The sequence below is a fragment of the Inquilinus limosus genome, assembly GCF_002195995.1.
Lineage (GTDB): Bacteria > Pseudomonadota > Alphaproteobacteria > DSM-16000 > Inquilinaceae > Inquilinus > Inquilinus limosus_C.
In genome coordinates this window covers 1-15,492 of record NZ_NHON01000082.1, presented here as the reverse complement: position 1 = coordinate 15,492, position 15,492 = coordinate 1, and the positions used below count along the sequence as shown (strand labels likewise).

Here is a 15,492-nt window from a genome sequence, read left to right as displayed (position 1 = left end):
ACGATATGCTTGGAACGGCCCCGCACCGGGTCGCATGGTCGGGACCGGCGTGCGTGGCGCGCCGGCCCGCCGGCCTGGCGGCCCTGCGAGGCCTGCGAGGCCTGCGAGGCCTGCGGAGCCTGGTCGCGACCTGGCGCGAGCGCACCCGCCTGCGCAAGGCGCTGGCGCGGATGGCGAAGGCCAATCCCTACCTGGTCGACGATATCGGCCTGACCCGGCGGGAGGCCGAGGCGGAGATCGCCAAGCCCTTCTGGGAGGAGTGAGGCGCTGCGGCCTGGCGGTCTCAGGGCCTGCCGATCCGGCTCAGGACCGGTCGGGGCACCGCCGCCAGATCCGCCGTCCGGACGGGTCCGTCTCCACCAGCACGTCGGCGCCGTAACGGAAGAAGCTGGAGGACCGGCGCAGGGCGGCATCCGTCCTGGCCGCGTTCAGCCTGTCGATGGCGGAGGCGTTGGGATCCGCCGGGTCGACGGGCGTCAGCCCCAGATGGGCGTAGTACTGGTCCCGGTCGAGCTCGATCAGGTATCCCGCATCCGGTCCGCGCCGGATGGTGACGCCGACATCCCTGGTCGCAAGCCCGGCAATGTCGGCCCCGGCGGTCTTCAGGACCCAGGGCTGCCGCGTGCAGAAGCTGACGATCGCTTTCTCATAGGCCGGCTCGCCCCCGGAGACGATGTCGGACAGCATCACGGCCCAACGGCCCGGCAGGGACGCGGTGACGTTGTCGGCCTGCAGATCGGCCGGCAGCCCGGCGAGCCCGGAGAATTCCCGCTGGAGATCCCCCGGTGTCGACGGCTGGGCCGCCGAACCGGCGACGGTGGCGGCCGTGGCGGTCGCCGCCGCCAGGGCGGCAAGCGCCATCCGGCGCAGGATCGTGAATGGCATGATCGCTCCCTCTGATCGGCCTGCGGTCGAAACCCGGCCCTGTTGACGATGCTCCCGCCGGGCCGGCATGGAACAGCACGAAGGTGGCGACGTCGGTGCCGAGGATGATCCGCTTCGAGCCCATGCCGCCTCTCCCAGGGGATGTCTCCCCTGTCCTGCCCGATGATGGTGACAGCAATGTGATCGGTGGGCGGCTACGGCCGGGCTGTCCCCAGCACCTCTTCCACCGCCTGCCCCAGCAGGTCCAGGTCCTGCGGCCGGGACAGGCGGTGGTCGCCGTCCTTGACCAGGGTCAGGCGGACATCCGGGCTGGTCAAAGCCTCGGCCAGCCTCAGGCTCTGGCGCCAGGGCACGTCGGGGTCGGCCAGGCCGTGCAGGAGCCGCACCGGGCCGGAGAACGGCACCGGGCCGCGCAGCAGCAGGTGCGACCGCGCCTCCGTGATCAGCCGCCAGGTGATGCGGTACGGGCCGTCGCCATAGGCCGAGGGTCGGTCGATGAAGCCATCGCGGCGCATCCGGGCCAGCCCCATCTCGCCCAGCGCCGGCAGCATCAGGTCCTCGGTGAAGTCGGTTGCCGCGGCGATGCCGACCAGCCCCGCCACCCGGTCCGGCCGGGCCAGCGCCGCCCGCACCGCCACCCAGGCACCCATGGAGGAGCCGACCAGGATCTGCGGCCCTTCGGTCAGCCGGTCCAGCACCAGCAGCGCGTCGGCGATCCAGTCGCCCAGCACCAGCTCGGTGAACACGCCGCCGGAGGCGCCGTGGCCGCGATAGTCGAAGCGCAGGACATCCAGGCCGCGTTCGGCGGCGAAACTGTCGAGGAAGGTCGCCTTCTCCCCCGCCATCGAGGAGCGGAAGCCGCCGCAGAACACCAGCCCTGGCCGGCCGTCACCCGCGCCCGCGCGGCGGCGCCAGGCGACCGGCGTGCCGTCGGCCGCCGGGACGGTTCCGCTCTCCTCGTCGCTCATGGCGTCGCCAGCAGGTCGCGGTACAGGGCGACGTAGTCGACCGCCGCGCGCTCCCAGCTGAAATCCTGGGCCATGGCGCGGCGCTGCAGCTGCGCCCACAGCGCCCGGTCGCGCCACAGGCCGCAGACCCAGCTGGCGGTGCCGGCCAGGGCCGAGGCGGTGGGGTCGTCGAAGCTGAAGCCGGTGGCGCGGTCCTCGACGATGGCGTCGTGGCTGGCATTGACCACGGTGTCGGCCAGGCCGCCGGTGCGGCGCACCAGCGGCAGGGTGCCGTAGCGCAGAGCGTACATCTGGGTCAGGCCGCAGGGCTCGGTGCGCGACGGCACCAGCAGCACGTCGGCGCCGGCCTGCAGCAGATGCGACAGCGCCTCGTCATAGCCGATGCGGACCGCGACATGGTCGGGATAGGCCGTCGCCGCGGCGCGGAACCCGGCCTCGAGCTCGGCGTCGCCGGAGCCGAGCAGCACCAGCCGGCCGCCGCCCGCCACCAGGGTGGGGATGGCGTCGAGCAGCAGGTCGCAGCCCTTCTGCCCGGTCAGCCGGCTGACCATGGCGAAGAGCGGCGAGCCGTCATCCTCCGGCAGGCCGAACTCGCGCAGCAGCGCCGCCTTCCCCAGCGCCTTGCCGGACAGGTCGTCCGGCCCGTAGGGCACCGGCAGGTGCGGGTCGGTCGCCGGGTCCCAGACGGCGTAGTCGGCGCCGTTGACGATGCCGGCCAGGTCGCCGGCGCGGGCGGCCAGCAGGCCGGACAGGGCATAACCGTAGTCCGGCGTCTGGATCTCCCGCGCATAGGTGCGGCTGACCGTGGTGATGCGGTCGGCGTAGGAGAGGCCGGCCTTGAGGAAGCCGACGCCGCCGAAATACTCGACCCCGTCGATCGACAGGCTGTCCGGCGGCAGGCCCAGCTCCGGCGCCACCACGGCCGGGAACCAGCCGGGGAAGCCGATATTGTGGATCGTGGTGACGGTGCGCGGCCGCGGGCCTCCGGTGGCCTGGAACGCCAGATAGGCCGGGGCCAGGCCGGCCTGCCAGTCATGGCCGTGCACGATGTCCGGCCGCCAGCGCGGATCGGCGCCGAGGCCGAGGCGCGACGCGGCCCAGCCGAGCGCGGCGAAGCGGCGGTGGTTGTCCGGCCAGTCCAGCCGGTCGGGGCCGAGATAGGGGTTGCCGGGCCGGGCGAACAGGCCCGGGCAGTCCAGCACATAGGCCGGGACGGCGATGCCCTCGAGCTCGGCCAGCATCAGCTGCGCCGGGCCGCCGCCGAACAGGGCCGGGTCCTCCAGCACCACCTCCGGCCGGCGCATCGCCTGCAGCACCGCCGGATAGGCCGGGACCAGTACCCGGGCGGCGACCCCGGACACGGCCAGCGCCGGCGGCAGCGCCCCGGCGACATCGGCCAGGCCGCCGGTCTTGACCAGCGGATAGATCTCCGACACCGCGTGCAGGACGTTCATCGGAGGGCTCCCGGACGCGCCGGAGACGCGCCGTCAAACACAATGAGTCCCCCCTCCCCTCGCGGGAGGGGGCTAGGGGGAGGGGGCTGTCTCCGCCGGAGCCGGCCTGCATGCCGGGCAGACGATACGCCCGTTCGCGCGCGGACGCGCGCAGACCCCTCCCCCTGCCCCCCTCCCGCAAGGGGAGGGGGGACCAAAAGGGAAACGGGGAATGAGGTGGACGACACCGCCCCCCTCACTCCAGCGCGTCGATCATCGGCTGGGTGATCAGGACGATGCCGGTCTCGGTGCGGTGGAAGCGTTTGGCGTCGAGCTCCGGATCCTCGCCCACCACCAGCCCCTCGGGGATCTGGACGCCGTGGTCGATCACCACCCGGTTCAGCCTTGCGTGGCGGCCGATGTCGCATTCCGGCAGCACCACCGCCTCATGCAGCCGGGCGAAGGAGTTGACCCGCACCTTGGAGAACAGCACGGACTGCCGGACGGTGGAGCCGGAGACGATGCAGCCGCCGGACACCGTGCTGTTCACCGCCTTGCCGACCCGCGCCCCGTCCTCGAACACGAACTTCGCCGGCGGCAGCTGCTCCTGATAGGTGTAGATCGGCCAGTCGGTGTCGTAGAGGTCCAGCGCCGGGGTCACCGTGGTCAGGTCGATATTGGCTTCCCAATAGGCGTCGATGGTGCCGACGTCGCGCCAGTACGGCTCGGCATAGCTCGGGTTCTGGATCGCGCTCTCGGAGAAGCGGTGGGCGCGGACATGGCCGGTCTCGACCAGATGCGGCACGATGTTCTTGCCGAAATCATGCTCCGAGGTCGGGTCGGCGGCGTCGCGGCGCAACTGCTCGGCCAGGAACTTCATGCTGAAGACGTAGATGCCCATGCTGGCCAGCGCCGTGTCCGGGCGGCCGGGCATCGGCGGCGGATCGGCCGGCTTCTCCAGGAAGCTGGTGACGCGCCACTGGTCGTTGACATGCATCACGCCGAAGGCCGTCGCCTCCATGCGCGGCACCTCGACGCAGCCGACCGTGATGTCGGCGCCGCTGCGGACGTGATCCTCGATCATCGCCGCATAGTCCATCTTGTAGACATGGTCGCCGGCCAGGACGAGGACATGGTCCGGCCCCTCGGCCTCGAAGATGTCGAGGTTCTGCCAGACGGCGTCGGCGGTGCCGCGGTACCACATCGCCTCGTCCACCCGCTGCTGCGCCGGCAGCAGGTCGACGAATTCGTGCATCTCGGCGCGCAGATAGCCCCAGCCGCGCTGCAGGTGGCGCAAGAGGCTGTGCGACTTGTACTGGGTCAGCACATAGATGCGGCGGATGCCGGAATTGATGCAGTTCGACAGGGCGAAGTCGATGATCCGGAACTTGCCGCCGAAATAGACTGCGGGCTTGGCCCTGCGGTCGGTCAGCTGTTTCAGGCGGCTGCCCCTTCCGCCGGCGAGGACCAGGGCGATCGTGCGCTTGGGGAGCTGGCGGATCGGGCCGTCGTCACGCATCCAGGGGTCCTCCCGGCATCGGGGTGTTTGCACGAGAGTAACACCAGCTTTCGCGATCCCGCACCGTCCGTTTGAGGCAAATTTTGTTCGTTTTCCCGGCAGCGTCAGCCGGCCGGGAACTGCGGCGCGGTGATCGCCAGCAGCAGCGACAGGGTCAGCACCGAGACCACGGTCGAGACCAGGATCACCGCCGAGGTGCGCTCGACATAGACGCCGTAGCGCTGGGCCACGACGAAGGTCAGCGCCCCGGTCGGCAGCGCCGCCAGGATCACGGCGCTGGCGGTCCAGAACGGGTCCATCGGGAAGACGGTCGCCGCCAGGCCCCAGGTGATCAGCGGCTGCCAGATCAGCTTCAGCACGGTGATCCAGCCGACCTCGCCCAGCCCGGTGCGCAGCGTCTGCCCGGCCATGAACAGGCCGATGGCGAAGAGGGCGCAGGGGCTGGCGGCGGCGCCGAGCAGCGACAGCAGCGTCGCCAGTGGCACCGGCACGGCCAGACCGGCCCAGGACCACAGCACGCCCAGCACCGGCGCCACCACCAGCGGATTCTTCAGCAGGGCCACGGCCACGTCGCGCAGCGCGGGCAGCACGCCGCGGTTGCGGCTGCCGGTCAGCTCCAGCGCCACCACGGCCAGGCCGACGCAGGCGACGCTCATGATCACGGTGGCCAGCGAGGCCGGGGGCAGGCCGCGGGCCGGGCCGAAGGCGGCGGCGAAGAGCGGGATGCCCATGTAGCCGGTGTTGGAGAAGCCGGCATTCATGCCCTGCATCGTCGCCTCGCCGGCATCGGCGCGGTGGACCAGGGCGCCGAGCAGCGAGCCCAGCAGCCACACCGCCAGGATGCCGCCGAGGAAGGCGCCGATGAAGTTGAGGTTGAGGATGCCGGAGACCGGGGTGCGCGCCATCGCCAGGAACAGGAGCGCCGGCAGCGCGATCCAGTAGACGAAGGCGTTCAGCGCCTCCGACTGGGCGCGGCCGAGCAGCCGGATGCGCCCGGTGAAGAAGCCGATGAAGATCACGCCGAAGACCGGCAGCGCCACGTTGATGACCGCCTGCATGACGCCCCTCATGCCATGCCGCGCCGGGGCGGGGAAGCATGGTCGTGACGGCCGGCGCCGGGCCGAGGGGGGTGCCCCCTTGCCTTGACGCCCCGCGGCGTTCCGCGCCATATCCGGGCGGACCTTCCCGCGACTCGCAGGCCAGCGGAGACTGCCATGACGACCGACGCCCACGGCGCCCTGATCTACACCATGGTGCTCGCCTCCGTGGCCGACACGAACATGACCGACGCGGAGCTGGAGACGCTGTCGGAGATGGTGCGCTTCCTGCCGGTGTTCCGCGACTTCGACATCGACCGCATCCCCGACCTGACCCGCGACTGCATCGAGCTGCTGCAGCAGGAGGACGGCATCGACCGCGCGCTCGACCTGATCGCCGAGGCGCTGCCGGACCATCTGCTGGAGACCGCCTACGCCATCGCCTGCGATTCGGTGGCGGCGGACGGCCGCGCCAGCCAGCCGGAGCTGCGGCTCCTGGAGCTGATGCGCGACCGGCTCGACATCGACCGGCTGGTGGCGGCGGCGATCGAGCGCGCCTCCGGCGCCCGGCACCGCACCTTGTAAGGACGAGCGGCCCCAAGGCCGCCGCCAACGACAGGAAGGGGAGGCTCATGCGGGGGACCAGGATCGCCGAGATCGCCGGGGCCGGGCTGTGGCTCGCCGCGGCCCTGCTGGGCACCGGCGCCGCGGCGCAGGAGCAGGCCCCTGCGCCGGCCCCCGGCGCGACGGAGGCCCCGGCCGCGACGATCCAGGTCGGCGGCGTCACCCTGACCGCCTGCCAAGCCGATTTCGGCGGCTTCTGCGGCCGGATCGACCGGCCCCTCGACCCCGCCGGCAAGCTGCCCGGCACGGTCGGCATCGGCTTCGAGTTCTACCCGCATCGCGATGCCGGCCAGCCGGCCGAGGGCGTGATCCTGGCCCAGGAGGGCGGGCCCGGCTATTCCTCCACCGGCACGCGCGAGGGCTACCTCCGCCTGTTCGAGCCGCTGCGCGACCGGCGCGACGTGCTGCTGGTCGACAAGCGCGGCACCGGCCTGTCCGACCCGCTGCAGTGCCAGGCGCTGCAGGAGGCGGGCGAGTTCGTGCCCGCCGCCATCGCCGCCTGCGCCAAGCAGCTGGGCCCGGTCGCCTGGATGTACGGCACCGCCCCGGCGGCCGACGACGTCGCCGCCGTGCTGGACGCGCTGCGGATCGGCAAGGTCGATTATTACGGCGACAGCTACGGCACCTGGTTCGGCCAAGTCTTCGCCCAGCGCCACCCGGACCGGCTGCGCACCATCGTGCTGGACAGCGCCTACCCGACCATCGGCCTGTCGCCCTGGTTCGAGACCGAATGGGCCACCGCCCGCGACGGGTTCGAGCTGGCCTGCCGGCGCTCCCCCAGCTGCCGCGCGCTCGGCGGCCGCTCGCTCGACCGGATCGAGCGGCTGGTCGCGGCGCTGCGGGCCAAGCCGGGCAAGGCCGAGGCGCCGGACGGCGACGGCAACACCGTCGGCATCGCGGTCGACGCCCCGACCCTGTTCCTGGTCATGAACAGCGGCGGCGGCAGCCCGACCTTCTACCGCGACCTGGACGCCGCGGCCCGCGCCTTCCTCGACGCCCACGACCCGGCGCCGCTGCACCGGCTGATGGCCGAGGCGGCGTCCTGGAACACGCCGGGCAGCGACCCCACCGCCTTCTCCACCGCCCTCTATGTCTCGGTGGTGTGCAGCGACTATCCGCGGCTGTTCCGGGCCGACGCGTCGCGGTCCGAGCGGCGGCGCCAGCTGCTGCGGGCCACGGCGCAACAGCAGCAGGCGGAGCCGGATATCTACGCCCCCTTCACCATCGCCGAGGTCGACGGCTCGCCGCACAAATGGGAGCGGCGCGACCTGTGCCTGGACTGGCCGGCGCCGCCGAAGGGCGTCGTCCCCGTCACCGCCGCCGACCCGAAGGCGCCGTTCCCGAACGTGCCGGTGCTGGTGTTGTCCGGCGACATCGACAGCGTCACCGCGCCGATGGAGGGGCTGGAAACGGCGCGGCTGTTCCCGGACACGACCTATGTGCCGGTGCGCAACCTGACCCACATCACCGCGATCACCGACCAGGCGATCTTCGTGCCGCCGAAGGGCGCCGACGCCACCGGCTGCGTCGCCCCGATCGTGCTGAACTTCGTGCGCTCCGGCGGCGATGCCGGCGACACCTCCTGCACCCAGCGGATCCGGCCGGTCCGCACCGTGCCGGCCTTCGTCGTCCACGCCGCCGACGCCGCCCCGGCCACGGCCGATGCCGGCAATGCGGCCACCGACGCCGACCTGCGCCTGGCCTCGGCGGCGGCGGAGACGGCGGGCGACGTGCTGGCGCGCTACTTCGTCAACAGCGGCGGCAGCGGCGTCGGCCTGCGCGGCGGCACCTTCAAGTTCGAGGCCACCGAGACGGGCTACGCCTTCACGCTCGACCAGCTACGCTGGGCCGACGACCTGGCCGTGTCCGGCACGATCCGCTGGGACCAGTCGACCGGCGACATCGCCGCCGACCTGACCCTGGCGGGCGCCGCCACCGGCACCCTGGCCCTGGCCTGGAACGACCGCGACGCGGACGCGATGGCGCGCATCACCGGCACGATCGGCGGGCGGACGGTGGCGGCGGAACGGATCGCGCCGTAAGGCTCGATACCGCGCCAGCCCCCTCATCCCCGAGGGGGAAACCTTCTCAAAACTCCAAACACCGTCATTGCGAGCGCAGCGAAGCAATCCAGGGGCCAGTGCGAACCGGCCCCTGGATTGCTTCGTCGGCTTCGCCTCCTCGCAATGACGGCAAGGGTTGGCGTTGTAAAAGGGTCTGCAAGAAGGGGGCGGCTCCGGCCTAGAAGTACTTCGCCAGATTCCCCCGGATGCGCTCCAGCACCGGCTTCTCCCGGTCGGGCATCTCGAAGCGGCGGCCGGTGATGGTCTCGTAGGCGCGGACATAGACCTGGGCGGTGTCGCGGATCACCTGGGCCGGGATCTCCGGGATCGGGTCCTTGTACGGATCGCAGCGCGCCGCCACCCAGCTGCGCACGAAATCCTTGTCGAAGCTCTCCGGCCGCTCACCGCGGGCGAAGCGGTCCTCGTAGCTGCCGGCCAGCCAGTAGCGGCTGCTGTCCGGGGTGTGGATCTCGTCGGCCAGGACGATGCGGCCCTCGGCGTCGGTGCCGAACTCGTACTTCGTGTCGACCAGGATCAGCCCGTGCTTGGCGGCGATCTGCTGCCCGCGGGCGAACAGCGCGAAGGCATAGTCGCTGAGCTGCGACCACTGCGCCGCGGTCAGCAGGTTCTGGCCGACGATCTGGTCCGGCGTCAGCGGCTCGTCATGGCCGCCGTCGAAGGCCTTGCTGGTCGGGGTGATGATCGGATGCGGCAGCTTCTGGTTGTCGCGCAAGCCCTCCGGCAGGCGCACGCCGTACATCTCGCGCTGGCCGGCCTTGTAGAGGGTCAGCACCGAGGTGCCGGTGGTGCCGGCCAGGTAGTCGCGCACCACGATCTCGACCGGCAGGATGTCGAGCCGCCGGCCGACCACGACATTGGGGTCAGGATAGTCCAGCACGTGGTTCGGGCAGATATCGCGGGTTTCCTCGAACCAGAAGCGCGCGGTCTGGGTCAGCACCTGGCCCTTCAGCGGGATCGACGCCAGGATCCGGTCGAAGGCGCTGATCCGGTCAGTGGCGATGATGATGCGCCGCCCGTCCGGCAGGTCGTAATTGTCGCGCACCTTGCCGCGGTAATGGGCCGGCAGCTCCGGGATCGTCGCGTCGTCGAGCACCGGATAGGGGCGATCGTCCAGGGCCGTGAAATCCATCGCACTCGTCCTTCGGGAATTCATCGGGATCTTTAGCGCGTGCCGGTATCGCGCACACCCGAAATCGGGCAGTCTGGGTCGGTGCCGAGGACAGCGGTGCCCAGCGAGACGAGCGAGAGGGCCCGATGGCACATTCCCCCAAGCGGCTGCTGCTGAAGCTGAGCGGCGGCGCCATGGCCGGCGCCGACGGGTCGATCTTCGGCGCCGCCGCGATCGACCACATCGTCGGCGAGATCCTGGCGGTGCACGAGCTGGGCATCCAGATCGCGGTGGTGATCGGCGGCGGCAACGTGTTCCGCGGCCGCGTCTCCGACGCCTGGCACATCGAGCGGGCGGAGGCCGACAACATCGGCATGCTGGGCACCATGGTCAACGCGGTGATGCTGCGCGCGGCGCTGACCGCGCGGTCGGCGGCCGAGGTGCGGGTGATGAGCGCGGTGCCGATCCCGTCGATGGCCGAGCCCTATATCCGGCTGCGCGCCGACCGGCACCTGGCGAAGGGCGCCATCGTCGTGCTGGCCGGCGGCAACGGCCAGCCCTATGTCACCACCGACTACCCGGCGGTGCAGCGGGCGATCGAGCTGCGCTGCGACGCGGTGCTGGCGGCCAAGGACGGCGTCGACGGCGTGTTCACCGCCGATCCGCGCACCGACCCCGCCGCCCGCCGATACGCCAGCCTGGCCTTCGCCGACGCGATCCAGCAGGAGCTGAAGGTGATGGACCAGTCGGCGATCCTGCTGGCGCGCGACCACGGCCTGCCGCTGCATGTCTTCGCCTTCGACCGGCCGGGCGCGATGCTGCGGATCGCCCGGGGCGAGGCGGTGGGGACGCTGCTGGCCCCCGGCGCCGCCACGGTGCTGGCGGAGGGCTGACGGAGAAATCGCGCCGCCCCCCTCCCATTCGGGAGGTGACAGCCTCCGCCATGCTCCTGATCCTGAGCGGATGACCCGAGGTCAGGCCGGCGCACCGGCCGCTCGGCCGTGTGGAGAAGGGGTGAATGTTCCTGCAGACGATCACGGAAGAGGACGCGACCGGCAGGGTCGCGGAGTCCTATGCGGCGGACCGGGCGCGGCTCGGCTTTGTCATGTCGGCCACGGCCTGCTGGACCGCCCGGCCCGACCTGCTGCCGGCCTGGGAGACGTTCTACGCCCAGGTGAAGGCCGGTTTCTCGCTGTCGCCCCGCGACTGGCGGCTGATCACCTTCATCGCCGCCAAGCAGGTGCCGTCGACCTACTGCTCGATGGTCTACGGCAAGATGCTGGTGGACGATCTGGGGTCGCGCGAGAGGGTGCTGGCGGTGCACGCCGATTTCCGCGCCGCCGGGCTGGGCGAGCGCGACACCGCGATGCTGGCCTATGCCGAGGCCGTGGCCCGCGACGCCTCGCAGGTCACCCAAGGCCATATCGACGCGCTGCGGGCCACGGGCTTCCGCGACGTGCAGATCACCGACATCGCGCTGTGCGCGGCGCTGCGCTGCTTCATGGCCCGGTTCTTCGACGCCACCGGCGCCGGGCCGGAGGCCGCCTTCATCGACCCGGACGGCTTCGCCCTGGCGCTGGCCGTCGGGCGCAAACCGTCATGATCCAGGAGGCCCTCATGCCGACATCGGTCAAGGAGCTGCTCGCCGACGCCAACGCCGCGGTGCCGCGCGTCAGCCGGGAGGAGGCCGCCGCGCTGATGCAGGCCGGAGCCCTGGTGGTCGACGTCCGCGACGCGCCGGAGCTGAAGGCGGGCAGGATCGCGGGCGCCGCCCATGTCTCGCGCGGCATGCTGGAGTTCCGGGCCGACCCCGACTCGCCGTACCACGACCCGGCCTTCCGCCGCGACCGGACGGTGATCCTGTACTGCGCCTCCGGCGGCCGCTCGGCCCTGGCCGGCAAGGCGCTGCTGGACCTCGGCTATGTCGATGTCCGCAACCTCGGCGCCTTCAAGGACTGGGCCGAGGCCGGCGGGGCGGTGGAGGCGGGCTGAGACCGCCGTCGCCCGCGAGAGCGTGTTGCCTCTCCCGCAAGCGGGAGAGGCAACGCGAGCGATATTCGAGAGATGTGCGAACTGCCCCTCACCCCTCCGGCGCATACGCCTCGTCCAGGAAGTCCCCGATGGCGCGGAAGGCTTGGAGGCGGTTCTTCTCCATCAGCACCATATGCGTGCCCTCGCCGATCTCGACCCAGCGGCGGTAGGGCGCGCCGGTGAAGCGGGTGAAGTGGTCCTGGGCCACGGCCAGCGGCACGTCGAGGTCCCATTCGGCATGGACCAGCAGCACCGGGACGGTGATGTCGCCCGGCTGGTAGAACGGCCGCCCGGCGCCCCAGTACTCCCGGGTGTCGAGGATCGGGCCGGTGCCGGCGCGCATGGTCGGCGGCGACTGCACCCGGCCCTGCGGATCGGTGGCCAGCGCAGCCTCGGCCCAGGTCTCGAACCAGCCCGCCGGGATCAGCTCGTCGCGCTTGCCCTCCGGCGTGCCCTCCAGCCAGCGGGCCTTGCCCTGCAGCACCGGGATGCGGCGCCAGGCGCCCAGCGTCCCGCCCGGGTCGATCCGCGCCTTGCCGGGGTTCAGCCATTGCGGCGCCACCAGCGCCAGTTTCGCCACCTTCGCATTGTTTTGGCTGGTCCAGGCGCCGGCGACCGTGCCGCCCCAGGACATGGCGACGATGTTGGTCCGCGCCAGCCCTCGCCGCCGCAGCACGAAATCCACAGCGGTAGCGAAGTCGCGCACCCCGGTCTCGGTCCGGCCCAGCGGCGGATTCTCCTCCGGCGGCCGGTCCATCTCCGGCGGCTTCGTCGAGCCGCCGGTGCCGCGGACGTCGACGGCATGGACGTCGTAGCCGCGACGGGCCAGCCAATCCATGAAGGAGAAGCCGCCGACCGGCACGTCGAACAGCGTGCCGGAGGAGTAGGTGGCGCCGTGCATCAGCACGACGCTGCGCTCCGGCGCGAAGTCGCGCATCCCGGCCGGGCGCTTGTTGCGGATATGCAGGTCGATGCCCGGCGTGTCGCTCGGGATCATCAGGTCCTCGACCGCGATCTCGGCGGCCGGCGTCTCGATGGTCATCGTCTCGGCTCCGGTCACGCGAAGGTCCAGTCGAAGCGGTCGCCATGCCGCGTGACGCGGCCGGCCGAGCTGTCCGGGAAATGGCCGGGCAGGACGAGGGCGCCGCTCTCCGCCGCCGTCTCCAGCAGCCAGCGGCGGGAGGCGCGCGCCGGCTCCGGGAACTCGCAGTAGCGGGAGTTCCAGCCCGGCTCATAGACCTGCAGCGGGTGGTGCATGACGTCGCCGGCGAACAGCGCCTCCTCGCCGCGCGAGCGCAGGCGGATCACGGCATGGTCGATGCTGTGCCCCGGCGCCGGGTGGAAGGAGAGGCCGTCCAGCACCTCGCCGCCATCGACCGCGACCAGATCGGCCAGCCCGGCCTCGATCACCGGCCGGACGCTGTCCTGATAGACGCCGTCCAGCGGCGGGTGGCGCGGCGCGCCCAGCGCCGGGTCGGGGCGGAATTCCGGCGCCGCCGGATCGGCCAGGCTGTCGCCGTAACGCTGCTCGACCAGCGAGAAGTGATGCCGGGCGTTCGGGAAGGTCGGCACCCAGCGCCCGCCGGCCAGACGGGTGTTCCAGCCGACATGGTCGGCGTGGACATGGGTGATCAGCACGTGATCGACCTGCTCCGGCCGCACCCCGGCCGCTTCCAGCCGCTGCAGGAACGGCACGTCGAGCCGGTGCATCACCGGCACGCCCGGCCGCTCCTTGCCGTTGCCGGTGGCGGTGTCGATCAGGAGGGTGTGGCGGGGAGTGCGCACCAGCCAGCTGTGGATGCTCAGGCCGATCGCCCCGGTCTCCGGGTCCTGTGCCCCGGCCGGCAGCCGGCCGCGGTGGCGATCGCCGGCCTCCGGATCGATCTCGGGGTACAGCTCGGCCGGCGAGCCATGGGTCAGCGGGATCTCGTCGATCCGGGTGATGACGGCATCGCCGACGCGAAAGCTGGGGCCGACGCGAAAGCTGGGGGAGCCCATGGGCGTTCTCCGCTGTGGGGCGCGCCGTGCTTGACGGCGCCGGCCCCAGAGCTAAGGTCCGCAGGGTCAGCAATCAAATCGATCCGTCTCATGGGCTCCATCGATCATTTCGATCTTCGCTCCTTCGACCTGAACCTTCTGGTCGCCTTCGACGCGCTGATGCAGGAGCGCACGGTGACCCGCGCCGCCACCCGGCTGAAGGTGCAGCAGCCGGCGATGAGCCACAGCCTTTCGACCCTGCGGATGCTGCTGCAGGACGAGCTGTTCGTGCGCGTCGGCCAGGCGATGCAGCCGACCGCGCGGGCCCGCGCCCTGGCGCCGCGCATCCGCCAGGCCCTGCTGCAGATGCAGGAGGTGCTGCGCGCCGAGGACAGCTTCGACCCGGAGACCCAGGACCGGATCTTCCGCCTCGGCTTCTCGAGCGAGCTGGAGCTGCTGCTGATGCCCGACCTGGCGGCGGAGCTGCGGCGCTGCGCCCCCGGGCTGCGGGTGATCGGCCGCCCGGTGCTGCGGGAGGAGGTGCACCGGCTGCTGGACGATGGCGAGATCGACCTGGCGGTGGGCTGCTTCGACCACACCGCCGGCCGGCATCACGGCCTCGACCTGTTCGACCAGGCGCTGGCCTGCTGCTTCAACCGCGAGCTGTTGCCGCTCGATCCGCCGGTGGACCTCGACACCTATCTCAGCACCGGCCACGCGCTGGTGACGGTGAACAACCTGCTGCAGGGCTGCCTGGACGAGGCGCTGGACCGGGTCGGCGCCAGCCTGAACGTGACCATGGCGTCGTCGGAGTTCATGACCGTGCTGTCGGCCGCGGCCGAGGCGCCGGTGCTGGCCACCCTGCCGGCGCGCATGGCCCGGCGCTACGGCCCGCGCTTCGGGCTGACGCTGAGCCCGCTGCCTTTGCCCCTGGAGCTGCGCCTGCCGCGGGTGGCGATGGTGTGGTCGGCCCAGACCGACCGCGACCCCGGCGCCGCCTGGCTGCGCGACCGGGTGGCCCCGATCCTGCAGCGCCAGGCGAATTGAGCACAGATCTCGAACCCTAGATCGTCATGGCGAGCCCCGCAGGGGCGTGGCCATCCAGGGGCCGATGCGAGCGGCCCTGGATGGCCACGTCGCTATGCTCCTCGCCATGACGGTGTTGATAAGCGAACAGCCCTGCGGGGTCCGCCCGTCAGTTCACGCCCTGGACCGAGCGCACCGCGAAGTCGCCGCCGAAATTCACCAGCATCACGCCGTTCCAGCCGTCGCGGAAGCCGTTGTCGCTGGCCTCGATGATGGTCTTGCCGTCCAGCGCCACCACCATCCGGCCGGCGGCGTCGCGGGTCCAGGTCAGGCGGGTGCGGTCGCCGCGGCGCAGCGGCGCGGTGTTGCTGGTCTGCGCCACCTGGGTGATGCCCGAGCGGCCGGCGCGGTAGAGCGCGAAGACCGGGCTGTTGGACGGCAGATAGACCAGCCGGTAGCCCGAATCCTTCGACGTGCCCTGGAACACCCGGATCTCGAACTGGCCCTGGTTGGCGAGGTCGGCGAGGGCGAATTCCAGCCCGAAATTGTTCTTCAGCGTCTGCTGCAGCGAGATCGCCGCGACCCCGCCCTGTTGGCCGCCCGCGGCCTTGGTGTCGCTGTGCAGGCCGTTCTTGTCGACCGTCCAGGTGCCCTGCAGCGAGGTCCAGGCCGGGTTGGCGGTGTAGTTGCCGTCGCTGAAATCGTCGCTGAACACGCGGGTGCCGGCCAGCGAGGCCGGGGCGGCGGCCGGTGGCTCGGCCGGGGCCGGCGCCGCCGCCGGCGGCTGGGCCGGGACCGGC

The 15,492-nt window shown here is 71.8% G+C and carries 15 protein-coding genes and 1 pseudogene; 7 read left to right on the top strand and 9 right to left on the bottom strand.

The genetic code is table 11. From position 1 onward, the window contains the following. Positions 1-53 precede the first annotated feature (53 nt). The gene (locus BWR60_RS28420; RefSeq protein WP_218823721.1) at positions 54-263 is read left to right on the top strand and encodes a DUF1127 domain-containing protein; all 210 of its coding nucleotides are present in this window, start codon (positions 54-56) and stop codon (positions 261-263) included. Positions 264-303: 40 nt separating this feature from the next. On the opposite strand, the gene BWR60_RS28415 is transcribed toward BWR60_RS28420, so the two are convergent. The 5 genes from BWR60_RS28415 to BWR60_RS28395 all read right to left on the bottom strand — a co-directional run bounded on the left by BWR60_RS28415 (position 304) and on the right by BWR60_RS28395 (position 5,863). Then, positions 304-885: a hypothetical protein gene (locus tag BWR60_RS28415; protein WP_088155360.1), complete on the bottom strand. Its 582-nt coding sequence runs from the start codon at positions 883-885 to the stop codon at positions 304-306. 194 nt (positions 886-1,079) lie between these two features. Next, complete coding sequence (locus BWR60_RS28410; RefSeq protein WP_088155358.1) at positions 1,080-1,853, bottom strand: alpha/beta hydrolase; 774 nt, start codon at positions 1,851-1,853, stop codon at positions 1,080-1,082. Continuing rightward, on the bottom strand, positions 1,850-3,307 hold the full coding sequence (gene glgA, locus BWR60_RS28405; protein ID WP_088155356.1) for a glycogen synthase GlgA: 1,458 nt from the start codon (positions 3,305-3,307) through the stop codon (positions 1,850-1,852). Before glgA ends, BWR60_RS28410 begins: the two co-directional genes overlap by 4 nt. Before the next feature lie 235 nt (positions 3,308-3,542). Next, the gene (glgC, locus tag BWR60_RS28400; protein WP_088155354.1) at positions 3,543-4,805 is read right to left on the bottom strand and encodes a glucose-1-phosphate adenylyltransferase; all 1,263 of its coding nucleotides are present in this window, start codon (positions 4,803-4,805) and stop codon (positions 3,543-3,545) included. 104 nt (positions 4,806-4,909) lie between these two features. Further along, a complete protein-coding gene (locus BWR60_RS28395) occupies positions 4,910-5,863 on the bottom strand; it encodes an AEC family transporter (RefSeq protein WP_088155352.1) in 954 nt (317 codons plus the stop codon). 156 nt (positions 5,864-6,019) lie between these two features. Here BWR60_RS28395 and BWR60_RS28390 point away from each other — a divergent pair, with 156 nt between their 5' ends. Next, the gene (locus BWR60_RS28390) at positions 6,020-6,427 is read left to right on the top strand and encodes a tellurite resistance TerB family protein (RefSeq protein WP_088155350.1); all 408 of its coding nucleotides are present in this window, start codon (positions 6,020-6,022) and stop codon (positions 6,425-6,427) included. Positions 6,428-6,474: 47 nt separating this feature from the next. Next, on the top strand, positions 6,475-8,508 hold the full coding sequence (locus BWR60_RS28385; RefSeq protein ID WP_088155348.1) for an alpha/beta hydrolase: 2,034 nt from the start codon (positions 6,475-6,477) through the stop codon (positions 8,506-8,508). 199 nt (positions 8,509-8,707) lie between these two features. Here BWR60_RS28385 and BWR60_RS28380 read toward each other — a convergent pair whose 3' ends face one another. Then, positions 8,708-9,679: a phosphoribosylaminoimidazolesuccinocarboxamide synthase gene (locus tag BWR60_RS28380; protein ID WP_088155346.1), complete on the bottom strand. Its 972-nt coding sequence runs from the start codon at positions 9,677-9,679 to the stop codon at positions 8,708-8,710. 125 nt (positions 9,680-9,804) lie between these two features. Here BWR60_RS28380 and pyrH point away from each other — a divergent pair, with 125 nt between their 5' ends. The 3 genes from pyrH (at position 9,805) to BWR60_RS28365 (ending at position 11,650) form a co-directional block, all read left to right on the top strand. Continuing rightward, on the top strand, positions 9,805-10,551 hold the full coding sequence (pyrH, locus tag BWR60_RS28375; RefSeq protein ID WP_088155344.1) for a UMP kinase: 747 nt from the start codon (positions 9,805-9,807) through the stop codon (positions 10,549-10,551). Positions 10,552-10,676: 125 nt separating this feature from the next. Beyond that, a complete protein-coding gene (locus BWR60_RS28370; protein ID WP_088155342.1) occupies positions 10,677-11,261 on the top strand; it encodes a carboxymuconolactone decarboxylase family protein in 585 nt (194 codons plus the stop codon). Between the two features lie 14 nt (positions 11,262-11,275). After that, on the top strand, positions 11,276-11,650 hold the full coding sequence (locus tag BWR60_RS28365; RefSeq protein ID WP_088155386.1) for a rhodanese-like domain-containing protein: 375 nt from the start codon (positions 11,276-11,278) through the stop codon (positions 11,648-11,650). 88 nt (positions 11,651-11,738) lie between these two features. Here the strand turns inward: BWR60_RS28365 and BWR60_RS28360 are convergent, their stop codons facing one another. Together BWR60_RS28360 and BWR60_RS28355 are read right to left on the bottom strand one after the other, a co-directional pair. Then, positions 11,739-12,731, bottom strand: coding sequence for an alpha/beta hydrolase (locus BWR60_RS28360; protein WP_088155340.1), 993 nt, complete (start codon positions 12,729-12,731; stop codon positions 11,739-11,741). 14 nt (positions 12,732-12,745) lie between these two features. After that, positions 12,746-13,687, bottom strand: coding sequence for an MBL fold metallo-hydrolase (locus tag BWR60_RS28355; protein WP_088155338.1), 942 nt, complete (start codon positions 13,685-13,687; stop codon positions 12,746-12,748). Between the two features lie 90 nt (positions 13,688-13,777). Here BWR60_RS28355 and BWR60_RS28350 point away from each other — a divergent pair, with 90 nt between their 5' ends. Further along, positions 13,778-14,713 (top strand): LysR family transcriptional regulator, encoded by a 936-nt coding sequence (locus BWR60_RS28350; protein WP_088155336.1) that lies wholly within the window; start codon positions 13,778-13,780, stop codon positions 14,711-14,713. 148 nt (positions 14,714-14,861) lie between these two features. On the opposite strand, the pseudogene BWR60_RS37305 reads toward BWR60_RS28350, so the two are convergent. Further along, a pseudogene (locus tag BWR60_RS37305) lies at positions 14,862-15,492 on the bottom strand (hypothetical protein); the annotation flags it as partial.